17 protein-coding genes and 1 pseudogene are annotated in these 22,412 nt (G+C 75.1%); 9 read left to right on the top strand and 9 right to left on the bottom strand.

Annotated features, from left to right (window positions below; translation table 11 throughout):
• Positions 1-8 precede the first annotated feature (8 nt).
• From O7599_RS03250 to O7599_RS03235, 4 genes are all read right to left on the bottom strand, one after another.
• On the bottom strand, positions 9-1,304 hold the full coding sequence (locus tag O7599_RS03250) for a sugar ABC transporter substrate-binding protein (RefSeq protein ID WP_281620546.1): 1,296 nt from the start codon (positions 1,302-1,304) through the stop codon (positions 9-11).
• 43 nt (positions 1,305-1,347) lie between these two features.
• Positions 1,348-2,946 (bottom strand): FAD-dependent oxidoreductase, encoded by a 1,599-nt coding sequence (locus O7599_RS03245; RefSeq protein WP_281620545.1) that lies wholly within the window; start codon positions 2,944-2,946, stop codon positions 1,348-1,350.
• 59 nt (positions 2,947-3,005) lie between these two features.
• A complete protein-coding gene (locus tag O7599_RS03240; protein ID WP_281620544.1) occupies positions 3,006-4,028 on the bottom strand; it encodes a LacI family DNA-binding transcriptional regulator in 1,023 nt (340 codons plus the stop codon).
• Between the two features lie 254 nt (positions 4,029-4,282).
• A complete protein-coding gene (locus O7599_RS03235) occupies positions 4,283-5,323 on the bottom strand; it encodes a hypothetical protein (RefSeq protein ID WP_281620543.1) in 1,041 nt (346 codons plus the stop codon).
• Between the two features lie 417 nt (positions 5,324-5,740).
• Between O7599_RS03235 and O7599_RS03230 the strand changes: the two genes are divergently transcribed.
• The gene (locus O7599_RS03230; protein ID WP_281620542.1) at positions 5,741-7,393 is read left to right on the top strand and encodes an FAD-binding oxidoreductase; all 1,653 of its coding nucleotides are present in this window, start codon (positions 5,741-5,743) and stop codon (positions 7,391-7,393) included.
• A gap of 42 nt (positions 7,394-7,435) precedes the next feature.
• On the opposite strand, the gene O7599_RS03225 is transcribed toward O7599_RS03230, so the two are convergent.
• Positions 7,436-8,605: a hypothetical protein gene (locus tag O7599_RS03225; RefSeq protein WP_281620541.1), complete on the bottom strand. Its 1,170-nt coding sequence runs from the start codon at positions 8,603-8,605 to the stop codon at positions 7,436-7,438.
• Positions 8,606-8,911: 306 nt separating this feature from the next.
• On the opposite strand from O7599_RS03225, the gene O7599_RS03220 reads away from it, so the two are divergent.
• Complete coding sequence (locus O7599_RS03220) at positions 8,912-9,964, top strand: LacI family DNA-binding transcriptional regulator (protein ID WP_281620540.1); 1,053 nt, start codon at positions 8,912-8,914, stop codon at positions 9,962-9,964.
• A gap of 77 nt (positions 9,965-10,041) precedes the next feature.
• On the opposite strand, the gene O7599_RS03215 is transcribed toward O7599_RS03220, so the two are convergent.
• A complete protein-coding gene (locus tag O7599_RS03215) occupies positions 10,042-11,847 on the bottom strand; it encodes a coagulation factor 5/8 type domain-containing protein (protein ID WP_281620539.1) in 1,806 nt (601 codons plus the stop codon).
• 842 nt (positions 11,848-12,689) lie between these two features.
• On the opposite strand from O7599_RS03215, the pseudogene O7599_RS03210 reads away from it, so the two are divergent.
• From O7599_RS03210 to O7599_RS03185, 6 genes and pseudogenes are all read left to right on the top strand, one after another.
• Positions 12,690-13,472 (top strand): annotated as a pseudogene (locus O7599_RS03210) (DUF1996 domain-containing protein); the annotation flags it as partial.
• A 76-nt stretch (positions 13,473-13,548) separates the two neighbouring features.
• On the top strand, positions 13,549-14,163 hold the full coding sequence (locus O7599_RS03205) for a DUF305 domain-containing protein (RefSeq protein ID WP_281620538.1): 615 nt from the start codon (positions 13,549-13,551) through the stop codon (positions 14,161-14,163).
• 46 nt (positions 14,164-14,209) lie between these two features.
• Entirely contained in the window at positions 14,210-14,425 is a 216-nt protein-coding gene (locus tag O7599_RS03200) for a hypothetical protein (protein WP_281620537.1), read from the top strand.
• Positions 14,422-14,883: a Clp protease N-terminal domain-containing protein gene (locus tag O7599_RS03195; protein ID WP_281620536.1), complete on the top strand. Its 462-nt coding sequence runs from the start codon at positions 14,422-14,424 to the stop codon at positions 14,881-14,883. Before O7599_RS03200 ends, O7599_RS03195 begins: the two co-directional genes overlap by 4 nt.
• Positions 14,880-15,776, top strand: a complete 897-nt coding sequence (locus O7599_RS03190) for an ABC transporter ATP-binding protein (protein WP_281620535.1) — start codon at positions 14,880-14,882, stop codon at positions 15,774-15,776. The genes O7599_RS03195 and O7599_RS03190 overlap by 4 nt, the downstream gene beginning before the upstream one ends.
• Positions 15,773-16,612, top strand: coding sequence for an ABC transporter permease (locus O7599_RS03185; protein ID WP_281620534.1), 840 nt, complete (start codon positions 15,773-15,775; stop codon positions 16,610-16,612). The genes O7599_RS03190 and O7599_RS03185 overlap by 4 nt, the downstream gene beginning before the upstream one ends.
• A gap of 76 nt (positions 16,613-16,688) precedes the next feature.
• Here the strand turns inward: O7599_RS03185 and sigJ are convergent, their stop codons facing one another.
• A complete protein-coding gene (sigJ, locus tag O7599_RS03180; RefSeq protein ID WP_281620533.1) occupies positions 16,689-17,630 on the bottom strand; it encodes an RNA polymerase sigma factor SigJ in 942 nt (313 codons plus the stop codon).
• Between the two features lie 189 nt (positions 17,631-17,819).
• Here sigJ and O7599_RS03175 point away from each other — a divergent pair, with 189 nt between their 5' ends.
• Positions 17,820-18,413: an NAD(P)H-dependent oxidoreductase gene (locus tag O7599_RS03175; RefSeq protein ID WP_281620532.1), complete on the top strand. Its 594-nt coding sequence runs from the start codon at positions 17,820-17,822 to the stop codon at positions 18,411-18,413.
• 128 nt (positions 18,414-18,541) lie between these two features.
• On the opposite strand, the gene O7599_RS03170 is transcribed toward O7599_RS03175, so the two are convergent.
• Both O7599_RS03170 and O7599_RS03165 read right to left on the bottom strand, forming a co-directional pair.
• Entirely contained in the window at positions 18,542-20,413 is a 1,872-nt protein-coding gene (locus tag O7599_RS03170) for an ABC transporter ATP-binding protein (RefSeq protein WP_281620531.1), read from the bottom strand.
• Positions 20,410-22,176: an ABC transporter ATP-binding protein gene (locus O7599_RS03165; RefSeq protein WP_281620530.1), complete on the bottom strand. Its 1,767-nt coding sequence runs from the start codon at positions 22,174-22,176 to the stop codon at positions 20,410-20,412. The genes O7599_RS03170 and O7599_RS03165 overlap by 4 nt, the downstream gene beginning before the upstream one ends.
• Positions 22,177-22,412: the final 236 nt, after the last annotated feature.

Below are 22,412 nucleotides of genomic sequence, written 5' to 3'. Positions count from 1 at the left end.
CGGATCCGTCACTTCTCCAGTTGCGGCTGGATCGCCGAGCAGACGTCCTGGAGCGTCTTCGCCACGTCGGCGTCCGGCTTCCACAGCGGGTCGAGCGCGGCGCGTACCGCGTCGAACAGCTCGGCCTGGTTGGTGTGGGTGGGCTTGACCTTCCCGTTCTCGATGCCGCCGATGACGACCTCTTCGAGCTGCGCGGGCTTGAGCTGCGGGTTGCTCTTGGCGAGGGTGTCCGCGTCCAGTTGGGAGCTGCGGGCCTGCGGGAAGTAGCGGCCGAGTGCGGCGGAGTTCTTCTCGTTCGTCATGAACGCCAGGAAGTCGACGGCCTCCTCGACGTTGTCGCCGTTGCCGAGCACCCCGAGGCCGGCCTGCCCGATCACGTCGTACGAGCCGGCGGGCCCCTCCGGCAGCGGCACGAAGTCCCAGGCGAAGCTGTCGTCCAGCAGGGAGGCCCGGCTGATCTGGGTGACGGTCATCGCCGCCTCGCCGGAGAAGAAGTCCGCGGTGGTGCCGGGTGCGGGCATCGCCTCCTCGGCGAAGATCGCATCGTGCAGGAACGTCATCGCCTCGGTCATCTCCGGGGCGTCGAACGCGCAGGTCTTGCCGTCCTCGCTCCAGGGCTCGGCGCCCCAGCCGTCCCAGACGGTGGCCAGGTTGTCCCACAGCTTGTAGTCGAAGTCGCCGATGACCATGCCGGCCTCGCCCGTCTCGTCCCGTACCGCGCCGCCGGTCTTCGCGACCTCCTCCCAGGTCCACTTCCCCTGCTCGATCAGCTCGGCCGGGGCGGGCTGGCCGGCCTCCTTCAGCATGTCGGTGTTGACGAAGACGCCGAACGGGGAGGTGGAGAAGGGGTAGGCGTAGAGCTTGCCCTCGTGCTGCCACAGCTTCTTCGCCGACGGCAGCACGTCCTCGTCGTCCTCGATCTCGGCGAGCGCGCCGGAGGCGACGAAGTCGGGCGCCGCGTTCTCGAAGATCCAGGCCAGGTCCGGGGCCTTGCCGCCGGCTATCTGGGTGGTCAGCGCGGTGGTGTAGCTCTCGACCGGGAGGGTGTCGAACTTGATCTCCTTCACCTCCGGGTGCTGCTTCCGGTAGTCCGCGGCGATCCCGTTGAGCAGCTTCAGATGCTCCTCGTTGCCGGTCCAGATGGTCATGCGCAGCGTGACCGGACCGCCGTCGGAGCCGGAGCCGCCGTCGGAGCCGCCGCACGCGGTGAGCGCGAGCAGGCCGGCGGCGGCGAGCGCGACGGGCTTTCTGCGGACGAGTGTTCCTCTGCTGGACCGGGTGCTGAGCCGTGCTGGCGAAGACATGCGGGTGCCTCCTCGAAGGTCGGTTCTGTCGGTGGCCTTGCGGTCAGTAACCGCTGATGTCGGGCCAGCGCAGCTCGACGCCGTGGGCGGTCAGGGTGCGCTGGAAGTCCTGGAGCAGCCGGGATGTGTTGCGTACGGCCCGGGGGGTGAGGCCGTGCTCGACGCAGTGGGCCGCGAGCAGCCCGGCGGCCTCGCCGATGTTCCACTCGACGGGGTGCAGGCGGTAGCAGCCGTTGGTGATGTGGGTGGTGCCGATGTTCTTGCCCGCGGGCAGCAGGTTCTCCGTGCGCCGCGGCAGCAGCGCGCCCAGGGGGATCTCGAACGGGCTGGACGGCACGTCGATGTAGGTGTCGCGGCCGGTGGAGGGGTGCAGGTCGATGCGGTACATGCCGATGCCGACGGAGTCGGCGTAGCTCACCGCGCCCTTGCCGCCGCGCACGTCGAGCGACAGGTCCTGCTCCACGACGGTGTACTCGGCCCGGATGCGCCGCGACTCGCGGATGTACGGGGCCATCGCCAGCCCGTCCGCACCGCCGCCGGTGACGTCGCCGCGCAGCCGCAGCCCGGGGAAGCCGGTGCCGCCGTCGGGGCGCGGGGCCTCGGTCTGCATCCAGTACAGCAGCGACAGCGAAAGACCGCGGGCCTCGGCCAGCTTCGCCGCGGCGTCGGGCACGTCGATGACCGGGGCCTCGAAGTAGTCGATCATCGGCCAGTTGACGAGCGTGACGTCGCTGGCGTACGCGCCGGGCGCGAACTGGTCGCGGGCGGCGATCCGGCGGAACGTCCACAGGTTCCGGTCCCCGCCGGACCGCCGCTGGTCGGCGACGACGGCGAGCGGGTCGTCGCCCGGGTTCGGGGTGAACTCCCGCTCGACCAGCTCCAGCGTCCGCGGGTGCGGGGCCCGCCAGGACAGCAGCGGGGCGCCCCAGAACTCCGGCTCGTAGTCGCGCCAGAAGCCGTAGGAGGCGGGGCGGTCGATGGTGTGGTCGCCGTCGACGTGGTCGACCGCGAAGCAGTACGACACGGCCTGCATGTTGAGCGGCTGGGCCTCGTCGGGGGCGCCGGGCTCGCCCGTCTCCGCGCCGGACTCGAAGCCGGTGACGTACTCGGTGCCGGTGAGCGGCAGCAGCTCGCCGGTCTCGGTGGCGTCCAGCACGTACGGCGCGGTGAGCACCAGCGGCTCGCCGCCGCCGGGGCGCTCCACGGTCACGGAGGTGACGCGGTCGCCGTCGGTTTCGGCGGCCACCGGGCGGTAGGGCTGGAGTACGGTCAGCCGGCCGGCGCCGCGGTACGGGGCCAGCAGGGCCTCGATCACCGCGACGGCCACCCGCGGCTCGTGGCAGAGCCGGCTGACGTGCCCGGCGCCGGGGTTGAGGTCCGGCTTGGCGCGGGCGGCGGCCGTCAGCGGGTAGTGGCGGCGGTAGTAGTCGCGGATGCCGTCGCGCAGCGCCCGGTAGGAGGCGGTGGCGCCGAACTGCTCGATCCAGGTGTGCTCGTCGGGGGGCACGGCCTGGCTGGTGAGCTGGCCGCCCAGCCAGTCGTACTCCTCGGTGAGGATCACCGAGCGGCCGGCGCGCAGCGCGCCGAGCGCGGCGGCGACGCCTCCGGTGCCGCCGCCGACGACGAGGACGTCCGCGTGCATGGGTCTCCTTGGGGGTGCTGGGTCGTAGCGGGCGGGGAGTGGATGTGTGCGTGGCCCGGTCAGCGGGCGGGGGCGGCGAGCGTGACGCCTTCGACGAGGCGGCAGTCCAGCAGCCGGCGGGTGTGTTCGGCCCGGCCGTGCAGCATGCGGGTGAGCAGGTCGACGGCCTGTCGGCCCATCTCGGTGCGGCGCAGCCGGAAACCGGTGAAGTCCACCGGCGGATCCACCGGCGCGGTGGGGTCGCCCAGCGCCAGCATCGACAGATCGCGCGGTACGTCCAGACCGCGGGCCGCCGCCGCCTCGTACAACTTGACGGCGTCGTGCAGGAACTCCACGAACACCGCCGTCACCCCGGCGTCGAGCAACTCCGCCAACTGCTCCGCGGCCGGCTCGCCCCGCGCCCCCAGGTGCGGCGCGTCCGGACCGGCCGCCTGCCGGAAGCCGGCGAGCCGGTCGGTGGACGACTCCGCCCCCGCGCCCGGCCCGGCGAACGCCAGCCGCCGGTGCCCCAGCGACCGCACCCGCTCCACGAGCCGGGCGGTGGCGGAGACGTAGTCGGCGCCGATGTACGGCACCGGCCCGCCGTCGGCGTCGTCGCGGCGGCCCACGCAGACGAACGGGTAGCCCTCGGCGACCAGCCGGCTCAGCTCCTCGTGCGGGATCTCCCGGCCGAGGAGCACGCAACCGTCCGCCACCCGCAGCCGGTTGTTCTCGTGGAAGATGCGCCGCCGCCCGGCGGTCACCGGCGCGGAGGTGAACAGCAGCAGGTCGCACCCGCTGCGCTCGGCGCTCTCCTCGATGCCGCGCAGGAAGGGGTGGTAGAAGTCGGCGCTGGTGCTGGGGAAGACGGGTTCGTAGGTGAAGACCCCGAGGATCTGGTTGAGCTGCTTGGTCAGCCGGCGGGCCATGGGGTCGGCGGCGTAGCCGGTCTCGCGGATCACGCGCAGCACCCGCTCGCGGGTCTCGGGGGCGATCCGGGCGGCGTCGGGGCGGTCGTTGAGCACGAGCGAGACCGTGGTCTGACTGACGCCGGCGAGCCGGGCTATGTCGCGCTGGGTAAGCCTGCCGGGAGCTTCTGGCATGGGAAGTGGGGCCTTCACAGTGGGTAGCTAATGCGTATTGCCTGACTGCTGTGCGAGGAACCTAGAACCGTGCGCGGAAGGCCGTCAAGGGGTGTTGCGGCAGCGGTAATGCGAATTAGCAGATTACCGGGGAGAGTTGGTGCCCCTCTCGGCCCGGTTAGGGCCGTATGTTCGGAAATGCCGCTACGGGGCCGTGGGGCCGCGGCGACGCGGGCGCGCCCGACCGCGAGAGGCACCGGCGCCGGCCGCGCGCCTCACGCGTGGGCGATGGGCCCCCGGTGGGTCAGCGCGACGGCTGACCCCGGCGCCGCCGACCCCGGCGGCGCGATCTCCACCGGCTGCCGCCACCCCCCGTCCCGCAGCGTCACGATGGTGTGCAGCGCGCCGTCCGCGTCGGCGAACACCGCGTTGAGGAGGTCCACCGCCCGGTGCCCGAGGCCGATCCCCGTCCCCGGCGTGCAGGTGCCCGGCGGGGCGGCGGTCACCGGCCCGTGCCAGCCCGCCTCGCCGGCGGCCGACAGCGCCAGCACCGAGCCGTCGACGCCGGCGACCACCGCGTCCAGCCGCTCCGCCGACTTCCCGTACGCCACCGCCACCGGCGAGCCCGGTGCGCAGTGGCCCGCGGGCGCCACCGCCTCGGGCCCGTGCCACGGGCCGGCGCCGTCGGCCCACATCACCTGCACCGAGCCGTCCGCGCCGGTGAACAGTGCGGTCAGCCGGCCGGCGTCGTCCTGGGACGCGAGCGTGACCGCCGTGCCCCGAGCGCAGGTCCCGGGCGGTGCGAGGACGGCGGGCCCCTGCCACGGGTGGTCGACGTCCGCCCACAGCGTCCGGACGGATCCGTCCAGGCCGGCGTACACCGCCTCCAGCCGCTCGGCGGGCCCGCGCCGGCCCAGCCCGACCGGGGTGCCCGGTGCGCAGGTGCCGGGGGGTGCGAGGACCGCGGGCCCGCTCCACGGCCCGTCGGCGGCGGCCCACAGCGCCAGCACCGAGCCGTCGGCCCCGGTGCACAGTGCGTCCAACTGGTCCCTCGTCCGCTGGTGCCCGAGCGTGACCGCGGTGCCGGGCGCGCAGGTCCCCGGCGGCGCGACGGCCGTGGGCGGGTGCCAACCGCGGGCCAGTACGGACCACATGACCTGAATCGAGCCATCCGCGCCCGCGTAGGCCGCGTCCACCTGCCCGGCGCACGTCCGGTGGGCCAGCCCTATCGGGGTGCCGGGACGGGAGCTTCCGGCGGGCGCGGCGACGGCCGGGCCGTGCCACGGCCCACCGTCCGGCGCCGAGAGTGAACGCACCGTTCCGTCGGGTCCGGTGAAGAGCGCACGTGGCTGCGCAAGGGCGTCCGACTGCGGCATCGTGGCCTCCGGTTCAGGGGCCGCCGGCCCCGCTGCGAGCGCGACGACCAGGGGGGACCGGGCCGCGCGGCGACGGCGGTCATGCCGTCCGGCGGCGCGTCCGGGAACGCGGAACCGCTGCACTGTCCTGCGTGCGTCACGTCATCCCCTCCGGCCGGCACGGTGCTGGCACCGCGCGCTGTCCCTCGTTGGTAGCACCGTGACCTCCGGCCGTCGATCGTCGCTTGAGGCTATGCGGCTCCTCCGCGCCCGGCTGCCGTCATGACCGCACAGACGCCTGAAGGAGTGATCTGCTGGGGGGGATTCACGCCATCATAGGGGTCGTGTTCCGCCGGGGGTGGAGGGAAGGAGGGGCATATGACACGTTCCTGGTGGGGCTGGGGCAACGTCGAGGACGCGGTGCGCGGCGCGGAACTCACCGCACTGCTGGACCGGGTGCGGCTGTTGTCGGCGGCCGAACCCGAGGACCACGCGCCGCCGCCCGTCGCCTCCCTCGCCCTGCCCCCGCCCCGGATCGAGCCGCCGGCCTCGCTGGCCGCCCTGTGCTCCGCGACCCCCGCCGACCGCGCCGCACACACGCACGGCAAGGCGTTCCGCGACGTCGTACGCAACCTGCACGGCGACCTGCGCCACCCGCCGGACCTCGTCGCCCGGCCGCGGCACGAGCGCGACGTCGCCGACCTGCTCGACTGGTGCACCCGCGCGGGCATCGCCGCGATCCCCTACGGCGGCGGCAGTTCGGTGGTCGGCGGTGTCGAGCCGCGCCTCGCCGACGGGCGCCCGGCACTCACCCTCGACCTCGGGCGGCTGGACGCGGTGCTGGAGGTCGACGCGACGAGTCGCGCGGCCCGCATCCAGGCGGGCGTGTACGGGCCGCACCTGGCGGAGCAACTGCGCCCGCACGGGCTGACGCTGCGGCACTTCCCGCAGTCCTTCGAGTTCTCCACGCTCGGCGGCTGGCTGGCCACCCGCGCCGGCGGCCACTACGCCACCCTCCACACGCACATCGACGACTTCGTGGAGTCCCTGCGGGTCGTCGCGCCGGCGGGCACCGGCGCGTCCCGGCGGCTGCCGGGCTCGGGCGCCGGACCCTCGCCGGACCGGCTGTTCCTCGGCAGCGAGGGCGCGCTCGGGGTGATCACCGAGGCGTGGCTGCGGCTGCAGGAGCGCCCGCGGTGGCGCGCGCGGGCGTCGGTGCGCTTCGCGGACTTCGCCGCTGCGGTGGCGGCGACCCGGGCGGTCGCGCAGAGCGGGCTGCACCCGGCGAACTGCCGACTGCTCGACCCGGCCGAGGCGCTGGTCAACGCGGGGGTGGACGCCGGCGGGGGCGTGCTCGTGCTGGGCTTCGAGTCCGCGGACCACCCGGTGGCCGACCGGCTCGCACGGGCGCTGGAGCTGTGCCGCGACCACGGCGGCGCACCGGACGCGCCGGGAGAGCCGGGCGTACGGGGCGAGCCGGGCGGTGCCGCGGAGCCGGGGGAGGGGCCCGGCGCGGGGGAGCCGGGGGAGCCGGCGCCGGGCGGCGGTGCCGGCGCGGCCTGGCGGTCGGCGTTCCTGCGGATGCCGTACCAGCGCGACGCACTCGCCCGGCACGGCATGATCGCCGAGACCTTCGAGACGGCCTGCACCTGGGACGCCTTCGGCGCGCTGCACCACGCCGTCACCGACGCCGCACACCGCGCCGTCCGCGCGGCCACCGGGGGCACGGGCGTGGTCACCTGCCGCTTCACGCACGTCTACCCGGACGGCCCGGCCCCGTACTTCGGCGTCATCGCGCCCGGCCGCTGGGGCAGCACCGTCGCGCAGTGGGACGACATCAAGGCCGCGGTCTCGGAGGCGATCGCGGCGCAGGGCGGCACGATCACGCACCATCACGCCGTCGGCCGCGACCACCGGCCGTGGTACGACCGGCAGCGCCCCGACCCCTTCGCAGCGGCGCTCGCCGCCGCGAAGTCGGCGCTCGACCCGGCCGGCGTGCTCAACCCCGGGGTACTCGTCCCCGAGCGGTGAACCCGCGGGGCCGGCTCGCGGCCGGGCCCCGCGGCCCGGACGTCACTGCCCCGGTTGCCGGTCCCCGGGCTGCTGCGCCGGCTGCGGCGGCACCGGCCCGGGGTCGTGCTGAGGCTGCTGCGGCACGGACGGCCGGGACGACTCCGGCGCCTGCGGCCGCTGCGCGGACTGCTGTGCCGGCCCGTCCTGTTGGCGGTGCTGGACCTGTTGCTCGTGCTGGCCGTGCTGGCCGTGCTGGCCGGGCAGTGCCTGCTGGGCCTGTTGGCTGTGCTGCGCCTGCTGGCTGTGCTGGGCCTGCTGGGCCTGCTGCGGCTGCCGGTCCTGCGGCCGGCCCTGCCGCCGCCGGGCCGGGTCCGCGATGGCGACCACCGACTGCTGCGCCTCCGCCAGCCGCGTCCGCGCCTCCTCGATGCGCCCGGTGTAGCGCTCCAGCTCCGCCGCCGCCTTGATCTCGATCCGCTCCGCCGCTTGCCAGGCCCGGTCGCGCAGGTCCGCCGCCTCCAGCTCCGCCTCGCGCAGCAGCCGGGTCGCGTGCTTCGCGTTGCCGTCCCGGCGCCGCAGATACTCCGAGCGCACGGCCTCGGCCTGTCCCTCCGCGGCCCCCAGCACGTCCTCCAGGTCCTGCATCCGCGATCCCGCCTCGCCGTCGAGCTCCCCCTCGCGCTCGGCCTGCGCCGCCTGCTGCGCGCCGATGTGGGCCGCGGCCTCCAGGGTCACCTGCTGCGCATGCTGGCGGGCTTCCTCGCGGGTGCCGTCCGCCTGCCGCTGCGCCTCGGCGAGGATCTGCCCAGCCGTCTCGTGCGCCTGCTTGATCCGCTGCCGTGCCCGCTGCTCGGCGTCGGCCCGAATGCGCTCGGCCTGCTGCTCCGACTCCTTGCCGCGCTCCGTCGCGGCGGCGCGGGCGGCCTCCTTCAGCTCCCGGCACTCCTCCGCGGCCCGGGCGAGCACCCGCTCCGCCTCGGCCTCGGCGTCCAGAAAGAGCTTGCGGGCGGTCTCGCCGAGCGACTCGTACGTCTGCGGGCCCAGCGCCGCGGCCTGTTCGAGGAGCTGCGCCAGATGCCGTCCGCTCGCCTCCACCTGCGCTTCCAGGTCTCTGGCGTGGCGTACGGCGGCGTCCCGCTCGGCGAGCAGGTCGCCGACGACGCGGTCGACCTGCTGCGGCGAGTAGCCGCGGCTCCTGGTGGCCATCATGAAATCGCCGGGTTGCATCATCTCGCCCATCGTGCCCTGTCGTCTCGGCTACGCACTTCACCCCATGATGCTGCATCCGCGACCCGGAGCCGGCGGCCGGTCCCCGGGGTCGCAGGCGGGTAGCGTTGCGTCGCCGGCCCGCTCGCGCAAGTCCCGTGGCAGGGCGGGTTGGTGGCGGCACCGGCGGCCCCGGCGGTGCCGGGGCGGGAGCCGCTCGCCGCCGTGCCGGACCTGTCACCTTTCGCGGGCGTATTTCGCGGCCGTACGGGCCCCCGCCTACGGGAGAGCGCTCTCTCGCGATCTTCCGGCGGGCGGTATAAAGGCAGCATGGCAACAGAAGCCCGGCGGCCCGGCCGCCCCGCCACCCTGGAGGACGTGGCCCGGGTGGCAGGGGTGTCGCGGGCGACGGCCTCCCGGGTCATCAACGGCTCGCCCACCGTCGACGCCGCGCTGCGCCGCAAGGTGGAGGAGGCGATCACCGCCACCAGCTACGCGCCGAACCGGGCCGCCCGCTCCCTGGTGACCCGGCGCACCGACTCCGTCGCCCTGGTGGTCTCCGAGCGCGAACAGCGGCACGTCGCCACGCCGTTCATCGGCCGGATGTTCACCGACCCGCACTTCGGCCGCGTCCTCAGCGGGCTGCTCCAGGTGCTGCGCCCGGCCGGGATGCAGACCGTGCTGATGGTCGCCGACGACGAGGCGTCGCGCGGGCAGGTGCTCACGTACCTGCGCCAGGGACACGTCGACGGCGTCGTCCTCATCTCCTCGCACCCGAACGACCCGCTGCCCCGGATGCTCTCGGAGACCGCGCTGCCCACCGTGCTGGCCGGCAAGCCGGGGCGTACGGCGGCGCTGCCGTTCGTCGAGGTGGACCAGCGGGCCGGCGCACGGCTGGCCGCGGAGCGCCTGGTGGCCCAGGGGCGCCGGCTGATCTGCACGGTGGCGGGACCGCAGGACATGCCGGCCGCCCAGGAGCGGCTGGCGGGTTTCCGCGACGCGCTCGCCGCGCTCGGCGTGGCCGGACTGCCGTGGGCGGACGGCGACTTCACCCGGGCCGGCGGCGCCGCGGCGATGCGCCGGCTGCTCGACGAACACCCCGGCCTCGACGGGGTGTTCGTCGCCTCCGACCTGATGGCGCTGGGCGCCGTGCCGGTGCTGCTGCGCGCCGGGCGCCGGGTGCCCGAGGACGTGGGCGTCGTCGGGTTCGACGACAGCGAGGCCGCCGAGGCGTCGGAACCGGCGCTGACGACGGTGCGGCAGCCGGTGGAGGACATGGCCTGCGAGATGGCGCGGGTGCTGCTGCGGCAGATCAGGGAGCCCGGCGCGGCGCCGTCCTCGGTGGTCTTCCGCCCCACGCTGGTCGTACGCGAGTCGTCCTGAGCCCGGCCCGCAGGGCCCCCGCCCCGTCCCCGGCGTCCGCACGACCGGGGACGGGCCTGCGCACCCGCCGGTGCGGCTCAGGGGTACGAGACGACCTTGGAGGGGATCGTCGACGTACCCGAGGTCGGCGCGCCGTGGTCGTTGACGACGTGGGCGTACTGCCCCTGGCCGCCGAGCGAGACCACCATGATGTGGTGGAACTTGATCCCGGGGCCCGTGGGCGTGGCGAAGCCGTGCTCCTGGATGATGCTCGGGGCCACGTTGTAGTAGCAGTAGCTGCCCATGCCCCAGCCCTCGTGCTGGGTGACGTCGTCGGCGACCTTGTAGGCGGCGTAGCCGCGCAGACTGCCGTTCTGGATCGCGGCCTGGTTGGGCGCGTCGTACGCCTTTTCGTTCTGGAAGAAGATCGTGCGCCCCCGCTCGCCGTTCCACTGCACGTCGTACTTGTTGAAGTGCTCCACGAAGAACCCGGTCGTCAGCACGTCGTCGCCGTTGACGACGACGCCGTAGTCGCACCGGTTGGTCTCCCAGCCGACGCCGTCGCCGTGGTCCGCCCGCCACACCCAGGTGTGGTCGACGACCACGTGCCGGCTGTTGATCACCATGCTGGTGGTCGCCTTGCCGGGGCCGGCGCCGCCGATGCGGATGAACACGTCCTGCAGCGTGGTCGGGTTGCCCGCGTGGTCCGCGGAGGAGCCCTCCGGGCCCACCTCGAGCAGCACGTCGGAGTTCTGCGGCCCGGCGTCCAGCAGGAATCCTGCGAGCCGTACCCCGTCGACGTCGGCGACGGTCATGGCGCTCACGCCGCCGTCCGGGATGATCGTCGGGTAGCCGATGCCGAGGACCACGGTGTTCGCCCGGTCGATCTCGATCGGCGCGTCGACGTGGTAGATCCCCGGGGTGAGCAGCAGGTGCTTGCCCTCCCGCAGGGCGGCGTTGATGCTCGCGGCGGTCGCGCCCGCCTTGACGACGTGGAAGTCGGACAGCGGCAGCGACTCGCCCTGGGGGCTGCCGCCGCCCCAGGTGGTGCCGCGCGCGTTGCGGCGCAGGGCGGGGAGGAAGACCCGGTACTCCGCGCCGTCGATGTAGAGGAACGGCTTCTCGCGGGAGATCGGGGTGGTGTCCAAGGTGGTGTACGGCGGGTCGGGGAAGGACTGCGCCGGGGCGCCCTCGACGCCGGAGAAGACCATGTTCCACACGGCGTTGAGCCAGCCGCCGATGCTGCTGTCGCGGGTGTACCACTGCTGCTGCGAGTACGGCTGCACGGTGCCGTCGATACGGCTGTCGGCGATGTAGCCGCCGCTGGCCCAGCCGTAGCCGTCGGGCGCGAGGTTGAGGTTGCCGCGCACGTGCATGCGGCGGAACGGTGCGGCCTGGGACACGGCGAAGCGGTTGGTGCCGTTGACGGGGCTGAGCGAGAGGTTCTCGGCGGAGCGCCAGAAGTTCTGGGTGGCGTTGCCCTGGAACCAGCCGGCGTCCACGGTCACGTCCCCGTTGATGTGCGTGTCGTCGGGGGACAGGCCCAGGCCGATGATGGAGGTGTAGAAGCCCAGTTGGGCGTTGAGGCCGTTGTACGTGCCGGGCTTGAAGAGCAGCGCGTAGCGGCCGGTGCCGAACTGCGCCGACTCCTGCTGCCGGAAGATCTGGTCCAGCCGCCCCTGGATGTCGGGCGAGGAGGGGTCGAAGAAGATCACGTTGGGGCCGAGGTCCGGGTCGGCGAGCGGCCCGGCCGCGGAGCGCCGCGGCGTCGCCGTCGCCTGGGAGACGGCCAGTCCCGTGGCGGGCACCGCGGCCGCCGCCGCGGCGGCGGCCAGCAGGGTGCGGCGGGACGGGCCGGATCTCGCGGACCGCGCGGGCGAGTCTCCGGTGGGGGGTACGCGCATCGGTAACACTCCTGAGTCGTCGGCTCGTGGTGCGGGGGGCACCTGGTGGGGCGGATGGTGCGCTGGTCGGCACTTCGATCAGGCTTCAAGGAATGAATGATTGAGTGAAAGAGAGCGCTCTCTCACGCTGAGTTGGTTTACGCCCGCGGGAACGTGCCGTCAAGGGGGTGTGCACGTACCCGTAGCGGAGGCGGTGCGGTAAGTCCCGTTTTGATGGCCTTGGTTGTGTGCGGTGCGGCAGAAGGGCCCGGGCCCGGCAGGGGCGTTGGTACGTACGCGATGAGTTCAAGGGGTGTGCGGACGGCCGGGTCGACGCCGAGCCTTGACAGCCACCCGAGAGCGCTTCTACTTTCCCGGATGGAGCGCTCTCTCAGCCGTGTCGGAATCCGATCACCTCTTGAAGGAGAGCCGTGTCCTCATCCCCCCACAGCCTGGCGTACGCCGCCCGGCCCAGACGGCGGCCCCTGGTCCTCGCCGTCCTCGCGGTCCTGGTGCTGTTCGCCTCGCTGGTCTTCGACCGCGCCCAGGGCGCGGAGCCCGGCGGCCCGCAGCCGCTGGCGAGCGCGCAGGACTCCACCCGCGCCGACCTCGGCGGCTTCACCGAGGTCGACAGGGTGACCCTCGACTTCCGCGGCGACCCCGTGGACGACTTCCAGCTCCAGACCTCCGCGGACGGCGAACGGTGGGTCACGATCCGCCGGATCACAGGCGCCGCCGGCGGCGAGCAGACCTACGACGTCTCCGGCGTCGGCCGCCACCTGCGCGTCCTGGCGACCGACCGGGCCCGGCAGCAGGACCTCGACCTGGCCGGCCTGGAAGTCTTCGGCCGCGCCGCCGACCGGGCCGCGCCCGCCGCGGCGGCGGACGTCGTCCGCGTCGCGGAGTTCCTCGCCGAGTGCCCGTACAGCCACCGCAAGCCCGACGACCCGATCGTGCTGCCCGGCATGCCGGGCGCCTCCCACATGCACAGCTTCTTCGGCAACGACTCCACCGACGCCCACTCCGACCTGACCAGCCTCCAGGGCGGCGGGACGACCTGTGACCCGGTCTCCGACCTGTCCTCGTACTGGGTGCCGACGCTCTACGACGGCACCCGGGAGGTCGAGCCCACCGGCACCACGTTCTACTACCTGGGCGAGGGCGTGCGGGACGACGTCATCGCCAACATCCAGCCGTTCCCGCGCGGCCTGCGCATCATCGCGGGCTACTCCAAGGCGACCGGCCCGGACGACAACTCCAGCGCCCGCTGGTCCTGCCTGCACCACGGCGAGGTCCCGCCGGGCAAGGAGTTCGTCGACTGCCCGGACGGGTCGATGCTGGAGTCGTACCTCGACTTCCCGCAGTGCTGGAACGGCGTCGACCTGGACTCCGCGGACCACAAGAGCCACATGGCCTTCCCGGTCGGCGGCCAGTGCCCCTCGACCCACCCGGTGCCTGTGCCGAAGCTGCGCCAGGTGCTGCGCTACCCCGTGAACAGCCCGCCCGCACAGCTCTCGCTGGCCTCCGGCCGCGGCTACACGATGCACGGCGACTTCTTCAACGTGTGGCCCGAGGACGAGCTGGCCCAGCGCGTGCGCGACTGCATCAACGTCATCGTCAAGTGCGGTGCCGACGGCACCCCCTGAGGAACGATCCCCCCACACCCCGGGGGCGGCCACCCTCCCGAGCCGCCCCCGGGGCCTCTCCCCGAAGGACGCCCTGATGAACGCGCGCCCGCCGGCCGCCTCCCCGCTCACCGCCCTCCTGCTCACCGCCGCACTCCTCGTCCCCCTGGCAGGCTGCGCCGGCTCCGGGTCCCCGCCCCCGGCCCGGGAGCGGGCCGCTGCCTCCGGGAGCACGCCGGCAGCCTCCCCGGCGGGACCGGCCGGCTTCAGCCACGTCGACTCCGGCTGGGTGCAACTCGCGCTGCCGATGACCGAACAGGCACTGCCGCTGCTCGACCTCGCGCCCTCCCGGGGGGCCGACCCCGACCTCGCCGCCTGGGCCGCGGACGTCGCCGCCGGCCACCGCGCCGACGTCGCCGAACTGCGCGGGCTGCGTGACCGGATGGGCCTGCCCGACACCAACGTGCACGAGGGCCACGCCATGCCCGGCATGGTCACCGCCGCGCACCTGGCGCGGGCGAGGCAGGCCGAGGGCGCCGCCTTCGACCGGCTGCTGCTGCGCCTGGTACGCGACCACCTGACGCACTCCAAGAAGATCAGCGACTCCGAGCGGCGCAACGGTACGGGCCCCGCGGCCCGCGACCTGGCCGCCGCCCTCGCCGCCGCCCGCGCGGACGCGCTGCGCACGGCCCCCGCCCTCCCCGCCCGATAGGCAACACGGGTTGACTAACCTCCATTAGTCAACCTATGTTGCTTGCATGGCAGACGACGATCCGGCAGACGCGCTGGCGGCGGTCGCGGCCCTGCGCCGCCTCGCCGACCGGCTGGAGGACGCCGCCGTGGAACAGGCGATGCGTACCGGCTGGAGCTGGCCGCAGGTCGCCGAGGCGCTCGGCGTCACCCGCCAGGCCGTGCACAAGAAGCACGCCAAGCGGCTCATCGCCGCCGGCGTGACGCTGAGGAGGCGGGGATGAGCGCGTTCGACAGGTACCTGCACGCGGTGCTGCTGGCCGCCGAGAGCGAGGCCCGCGAGGACGGGTCCGCGGCCGTGGAGGCGCGGCACACGCTGCTCGCGGTCGCCGCCCAGGACGGCACCGAGCCGCAGCGCGTCCTGGCCGCCGCCGGCCTCGGCCGCGCGGAGCTGAAGGCCGCGCTGGACCGCGAGTTCGCGCACAGCCTCGGCGCCGCGGGCGTCGTGCCCGGCGCGTTCGACCTGTCCGCCACCCCCGACCCCGCCCGCCGCCCGCAGTTCGGCGCCTCGCTGAAGCTCGCCCTGGACCGGATGGCCGGCTCCCACCGCAAGAAGGACCTCACGCCGCTCCACCTGCTGGACGCGCTCCTGAAGGCGGAGGTCGGCACCGTGCCCCGCGCACTCGACCTCGCCGGCGTCGACCGCGCCGCCCTCGCCGCCCGCGTACGGGAGGCGCTGTGAGCGACGGCGCGGCCGTCACGGTCGCGGGCCTGCGCATGCGCTACGGTCCCACCGACGTCCTCCACGGCGTGGACCTGCGCATACCGTACGGCGAGACGGTCGCGCTCCTCGGCCCCAACGGCGCCGGCAAGACGACCACGATCGAGATCCTCGAAGGCTTCCGCGCCCGCTCCGCCGGCGAGGTCGCCGTCCTCGGCACCGACCCGGCGCACGGCGACGAGCACTGGCGCGCCCGCGTCGGCGTGGTGCTGCAGTCCTGGCGCGACCACGGCAAGTGGCGGGTCCGGGAACTGCTCGCGCACCTCGCCTCCCACTACGCCTGCCTCGGCCGCACCCCCTGGGACGCCGGCGAGCTGGCCGACGCCGTCGGCCTCGGCGACCGGGGCGCGCAGAAGATCCGTACCCTCTCCGGCGGCCAGCGCCGCCGCCTCGACGTCGCCATCGGCATCGTCGGCCGCCCGGACCTGCTCTTCCTCGACGAGCCGACGACCGGCTTCGACCCCGAGGCCCGGCGCGGCTTCCACCGGCTCGTACGCGACCTCGGCGCCGCCGGCACCACCGTCCTGGTCACCACCCACGACCTGCACGAGGCCGAACGGCTCGCCGACCGCATCGTCATCCTCGACGCCGGCCGGGTCATCGCCGACGGCACCCCCGCGGAGCTCGCCCGCCGCATCGCCGGCGCCGACCGGGTCCGCTGGCGCCACCGCGGCCGGACCCGCGTCCACGCCACCGACGACTCCACCGCGTTCGTCCGCGGCCTCTTCGAGCGCCACGGCGCGGAGATCGCCGAACTGGAGGTCCGGCGGGCGTCGCTGGAGCAGACCTACCTCGCCCTCGTCCACGCGGCGGAGCGCACCGCGGAAGCGACCGCGGAAGGCACCGTCCGGTGAACGCCTGCGTCCTGCGCGCCGGGCTGCGGCGCGGCGCGATCGAGCTGCGCCAGTCGTTCACCAACGGCGCCGAGCTGTTCAGCCACCTGTTCTGGCCGCTGCTCATGCTGGGCGTCCTGTGGTTCGTGCGCGGGCGGGAGTTCGGCTCCACCGGGTTCATGCTCGGCGCCCTGACCCTCCCCGGCATCCTCGGCATGAACGTGTCCTTCGGCATGGTCACCATGAGCCAACTGCTCACCGCCGAACGGGAGGACGGCACCCTGCTGCGCGCCAAGGCCACCCCGAACGGCGTGCGCGGCTACCTCGTCGGCAAGGTCGTCTCCGTCGCCGGCGGCCTCCTCGCCGACCTCGCGCTCTTCCTGGTCCCGGCGCTCTTCCTCGTCGACGGCCTGCACCTCGGCGCCGGCGCCTGGCTCCACCTGGCGGGGATCGTGGCGCTCGGGATGGTGGCGACGCTGCCCGTGGGGGCCGTGCTGGGCTCGGTGTTCGGCGACGCCCGCGCGCAGGGCCTCATCCAGCTCCCGGTGCTCGCGCTGATCGGGATCTCCGGCATCTTCTACCCGGTCACCGCGCTGCCGGAGTGGCTGCAGTGGATCGCGCAGGTCTTCCCGCTCTACTGGCTCGGGCTCGGCATGCGCGCCGCGATGCTGCCCGACGCGGCGGCGGCGGTGGAGATCGGGGACTCCTGGCGGCTGGCGGAGACGGCCGGTGTGCTCGGCGCATGGGCGCTGCTGGGCCTCGCCGTGGCACCGGTGGTGCTGCGGCGGATGGCGCGCCGGGAGTCCGGCTCGAAGGTGGCGGCCCGCCGCGAACGCGCGCTGCGGCGGGTGGCGTGAGCGTACGCCCCGCCCTCCCGGCCGCTGTCCGCGCTGTCCGGGCCGGTACGGGCCGGCTCCCGGCCGCCCGCGCCGCTCAGGCCGCCGTCCAGGCGTGGAGCTTCTCCGGGTTGCGCATGGCCCAGATGTGCGTGATCCCCCCGTCCGTCACCTCGAACGCGAGCACCGTCACGGTGACCCCGGCCACCTGCGCCACCAGGCCGGTCTGCCCGTTGACCGTGCGCTCCAGCAAGTCGATCCCGGGCTGCTGCTCCCGCACCTGCGTGAACGCCCGCGCGACCTCCTCGCGCCCCACGATCGGCGTCAGCACCGCCGGCACGACCCCGCCGCTGTCCGGGGTGGACGTCACGTCCGGGTCCAGCAGCCCGACCATGGCGCCGATGTCCTTCGCGGCCCACGCCCGCCCGAACTCCCGTACCAGGGCGGCGTGGTGCGCCGCCGCCGCGGGCCGCCGCGCCGTACGGACCCGGCGGCGGGCCGACGACGCCAACTGCCGGCACGCCGCCGGCGACCGGCCGACGATCTCGGCGACCTCCGGGAACGGGTAGCGGAACACGTCGTGCAGCACGAACGCCACCCGCTCCGCCGGGGTCGTCGACTCCAGCACCACGAGGAACGCCATGTGCACCGACTCGTCCATCGTCACGCGGTCCGCCGGATCCGCCGCGTCCCCGGCCGTACCGCCCACCCGGCCGCCGACCAGCTCCGCGCGGTCGGGCAGCGGCTCCGGCAGCCACTCGCCCACGTACCGCTCCCGGCGCGCCCGCGCCGACCCGAGCAGGTCCAGGCAGACGCGCCCGGCGACCCTCGTCAGCCAGGCGCCGGGGGAGACGACGGCGGCCCGCCGCTCCGCGGACAGCGCGTACCAGCGCGCGTACGTCTCCTGCACCGCGTCCTCCGCGTCGGCCAGGGACCCGAGCAGCCGGTAGGCGAGGCTGGTCAGCCGCCGCCGCTCGCTCGCGGTCCCGGCGGGCCCCGGGTCGAGGCGGCCGTGCTGCGGCGCGGACGGATTGGTCATGGTGCCGGTGCTCCTCGGTCGCGGGACGGCTCTCCCCGGTATGACGACGCGGGACGCCGGAGTGTGAGGCCGGCCCGCCGTCTCACACTCGCGGCGGCCGACTTGTCATAGTCACGGGGCTCGCGCCGGGCCAGGAGCATGCCCCATCGTGAACCATCCCCGAGCCGGACCGCGGAGTGAGAGCCCACCATGCAATCCGAGAGCCACGTCAGAGCGGCCGTCATCTATCACAGCGCCACCGGCACCGTGCACACGCTCGCCCTCGCCGCCGTCGAGGGCGCCGGGAAGGCGGGCGCGGACGTGCGGCTGCGCCGGGTACCCGAGCCGGCGTCGCAGGCGGCGGCGGAGGCGAGACCCGAGGAGGCCCGGTACCGGCGCGCGAGCGCCGACGTGCCCGAGGCCTCCCTCGACGACCTGGTCTGGGCCGACGTGGTGCTGTTCGGCACCCCGACCCGCCTCGGGACCATGTCCGCGCCGCTGAAGGCGTTCATCGAGACCACCGGCCCGCTGTGGTCCGCCGGCGGGCTCGCGGACAAGGTGTACTCGGCCTTCACGTCCTCCGGCACCGGCCACGGCGGGCAGGGGGGCGGCATGCTGGCGCTGACCGACGTCTTCTGCCACTGGGGCGGCATCATCGTGCCGCCCGGCTGCCCCGGCCCCGTCCCGCCACGCCCCGGGGACGGCCCGCCCGGCGACGCGGCGCTGGAGGCCGCCCGGTACCAGGCGTGGCGCGCCGTCACGACCGCCGCCGCGCTCGGCGCCCGCCGCGCCCGCCCCCTCTGACGGCCCCGGTGTACGGGTCCCGCGGCAGCCCGGCCGGTACGTGCCGAGGGAGTGATCAGCGCCCCGGGTGATCCGGTGATCAGCGCGACCCGGGCGACCTCCGTGACCCGCGTGCCGGCGCGATTCCGCTACGGCTCCGAGAGCCCGGCGCCGTCCGCGGCCCGCTCCGCGTCCGCCGCGCGCTCCGCCGACCACGCCCGCCACAGCGCCGCGTACGGCCCGTCCGCGGCGCGCAGTTCGTCGTGCGTGCCGCTCTCCGCCACCCGGCCCTCCTCCATCACCACCACCCGGTCGGCCGCCGCGGCCTGGCTCAGCCGGTGCGCGACGACCAGCGCGGTGCGCCCCTCCAGCGCGCGTTCTGCCGCCTCCTCCAGCCGCCGGGCGCCGAGGCTGCCCGCCTCCGCGGTGGCCTCGTCGAGCACCGCGACCGGCGGGTCGGCCAGCACCAGCCGGGCCAGCGCGAGCTGCTGCGCCCGGTCCGCCGTCAGCCGCTGACCGCCCTCGCCCACGACCGTGTCCAGCCCCTGCGGCAGCGCCTCGGCCCACACCAGCGCGCCCACCCGGGCCAGCGCCTCGCGCAGTTCCTCGTCGTCGGCGCCGGGGCGGGCCAGCCGCAGGTCGTCGGCGAGCCGGCCGGCGAAGACGTGCACCTCCTGGGTGACCAGCGCGACCGTACGGCCCGACTCGTCCGGCGCCGCGCCGCCCACCTCGATGCGCCCGGCGGCCGGGACGTGGATGCCGGCGAGCAGCTTGGCGAGGGTGCTCTTGCCCGCTCCGCTCGCGCCCACCAGCGCCACCTTCTCCTTCGGCCGCAGCTCCAGGTCCACGTCGTGGAGCACCGGCCGGCCCGGCTCGTACGCGTGGGACACGCCGCTGACGGACACCCCGACCGCGGGCCGCGGTCCCGGCTCCCCGGCCCCCGGCTCCTCGAACCCCGGCCGGCCGGACCCCGTCTGCTCCCGCGCGTCCACCACGCCGACCAGCCGCGCCAGCCCCGCCGTCGCGGCCTGCGCGTCGTCGAGCAGCACGAGCGCCACGTTCACCGGCCCGAACAGGGAGTGGAAGTAGAGCGCGGCGGCCGTCGCCGTGCCGATCGACGCGGAGCCGTCGCGCACCAGCACGTATCCCGCCACCAGCACCGCGGACAGCCCCAGGTACTCGGCGACGTGCAGCCGGTTGTAGAAGCCCATCAGCAGCCGTAGCCCGCGCAGCCGGAGGTCCACCGCGGCGCGCGAGCGCGCGTCGACGCGCCCGGCGTGCAGCGCCTCCAGCCGGTGCGCGCGCACGGTGGCCGCGCCGCTGACGGTGTCGAGGAGCTGCTGTTGCTGCGCCCCGGTGGCGACGCGCTCGCGGGCGTACAGCGGTACCGCGCGGCGCACGTACCAGCGGGCCGTGTGCGCCTGCACGGGCACCGCGAGCAGCGCGGCGAGCAGGAAGCGCCAGTCGAGGACGGCCAGGGCGCCGAGCGTGAGCACGATGGCCAGCACGGAGGACGCGAGTTGGGGGAGCGCGCCGCGCACCGCCTCGGCGACGCGGGAGACGTCCCGGGTGACGCGCGCGGTCAGGTCACCGGAGCCCGCCTTCTCCAGCCGGTCGAGCGGCAGCCGCAGCGCGCGCTCGACGAACCGCTCGCGCAGCTCGGCGAGCACGGTCTCGCCGAGCCGGGAGACCATCGTGCGGCCGATCGCGGTCAGCACGCCCTGGCCGGCGGCCACGGCGACCAGCAGCACCACCGGCAGCGTGAGCGCGCCCGCGTCGCGCCGGTCCGTGACCAGATCGACGATGTGGCCGAGCAGCGGCTGGGTGAGCAGCCCGACGGCGGTGGCCGCGGCCATCGTCGCGAACGCGGTCCAGGCCAGCGCGCGGCGCGGGCGCAGCAGCTCGCGCACGGCGGTGCGGGTGCGGGCGGGGGTGGCGGTGGGCAGCAGTTCGCGGGCGTCGTCGGCGCGCCGGCCGTCCGCCGCGCCGGGTCCTTCGTACACGCCGGGCGTCCCGGTCATGCCAGCACCGCCGTCCGGTAGGCCGCCTCGTCTCGTACGAGGTCGGCGTGCGGCCCCTGGGCGGCGACCCGGCCGGCGTCGACGAACACGACCCGGTCGGCGACGGCGAGCAGGGCCGGGCTGTTGGTGACCAGCAGGGTGGTCATCCCCGCGCGGTGGTCGCGCAGGCCCCGGGCTATCCGGGCCTCGGTGACCACGTCCACGGCGGTGGTCGGGTCGTGGACGACGAGCACCGGCCGGCCGGCGTGCAGCGCGCGGGCCAGGGCGACGCGCTGGCGCTGCCCCCCGGAGAGCGCGCGGCCGGCCTCGCCGACCTCGGTTCGAGCGCCGCGGGGCAGCGTGCGGGCGACCTCGTCGGCCGCGGCGGCGGCCATCGCGGGCCCGGGGTCGCGCCCGGGCGGCTCGGGGCCGGAGCGGTCGGCGCCGGCCCCCGGCCCGCCGGCTCCCGCCCCGTCGGCTCCCGCGTGCCCGGGGTCCGCCGCCGTGACGTTCTCGCCGACCGTCCCCGCGAACAGGTCCGCGTCGTGCGCCGCCACCAGCACCGCCGTCCGCAGCTCCGCCGGGTCGAGCCCCGTCAGCGGTACCCCGTCCAGCTCCACCACCCCCGTCTCCGGGTCCTCGATCCGGCCCAGGCAGCGCAGCAGCGCCTCCGCGGCGGCCGGTTCCGTCGTCGCGACGCCGACCAGCTCCCCGGCCGCGACCGCCATGTCCACCTCCGCGAGCGCCCCGAGCCCGACCCCGCGCAGCCGCAGCTCACCGCGGACCGGCTCCGCGAGCCGCCGGTCGCCGGGGACGACGGCCGGCGCCGCGGCCAGCACCTCGGCGACCCGCGCCGCCGACGCCCGCGCCTGGGCGAACTCGGCGTTGACGTACGCGAACACCTGCAGCGGCGTCAGCAGGAACTGCGCGAGCCCCACCGCCGCGACGAGCTGCCCCAGCGTGATGTCGCCGCTCAGCGCGAGCCGCCCGCCGACCAGCGCCACCAGCGCGATGAAGCCGCCGGTCAGCGCCAGCACGACGCCGTTCTGCCAGCCCTCGGCGCGCGCGGCGCGCAGCGTGGCGGCCAGCGAGTCGCGGCTGGTGGCCCGGTAGCGCTCGACGGCCGCGTCCCGCGCGCCGATGCCCTTCAGCACCCGCAGCCCGGCGACCAGGTCGGCGGCGACGCCGGAGGCGGTGGCGGCCCGCTCCTGCTCGGCGGCGCTGCGGTGCTCCAGCGGCTTGCTCAGCAGGTGCCCCAGCCACAGCAGCACGGGGGTGCCGACGAGTACGAGCAGTCCCAGCGGTACGGAGATGAGCAGCAGCGCCACCGCGCTCACCGCCGCCCCCGCCAGCCCCGAGACGCCGACGGTCACCACCATGACGATGTAGCCGACCCGCTTGGCGTCGTCGGTGGCGATGTTCGCCACCGCGCCCGGCAGCCGGCCGCGCTCGGCACCGCCGCGCGGGTCGAGCACCCGCCCCACGAGGTCCAGCCGCACCCGGTGCGCGGCGAGTTCCGCGGCGCGCTCGGCCGCCTTGACCCCGAGGCGGAAGCTCAGCGCGAGCACGACGTACACGGCGACGAGCACGAGGAGCCAGCGCACGAGCGCGCCCGCGTCGTCCCCGGCGACCGCGTCGTCGATGACCATGCCGATGAGCACCGGGACCAGCGCCTCACCGAGCTGGTGCCCGACCGCCAGTACCGAGCCGATCGCGACCCCGCGCCGCTGTCCCGTGAGCGCGCCTTTCAGCACGTCCCGTCCCGACGTCTCCCGCGCAGCCACCCGTGACCCCACCCCTTTCCCTCCCCGTCCCGATCAGGTAGGTAAGGCTAGCCTAAGTGTTTGCCGGGTGGTCGGGGCAGGGAGTGCGCAACCGGCCTGGGGTCCCGACTGGCCTGTCCGCGGCGGCGGTTGGCGCCCGGCGATCTCTTGACGCGGTGATCGCGTTGGGGAAGGTTGTTGCCCCGGAACGTGCGGGAGTGCCGGCCTGCGCAGCGTCGCTGCGCCCTCCCGAGAAG

The sequence above is a fragment of the Streptomyces sp. WMMC500 genome, assembly GCF_027497195.1.
Classification (GTDB): Bacteria; Actinomycetota; Actinomycetes; order Streptomycetales; family Streptomycetaceae; genus Streptomyces.
Note: the sequence above shows the minus strand (reverse complement) of the source record. Positions and strands in the feature narration are given on the sequence as shown.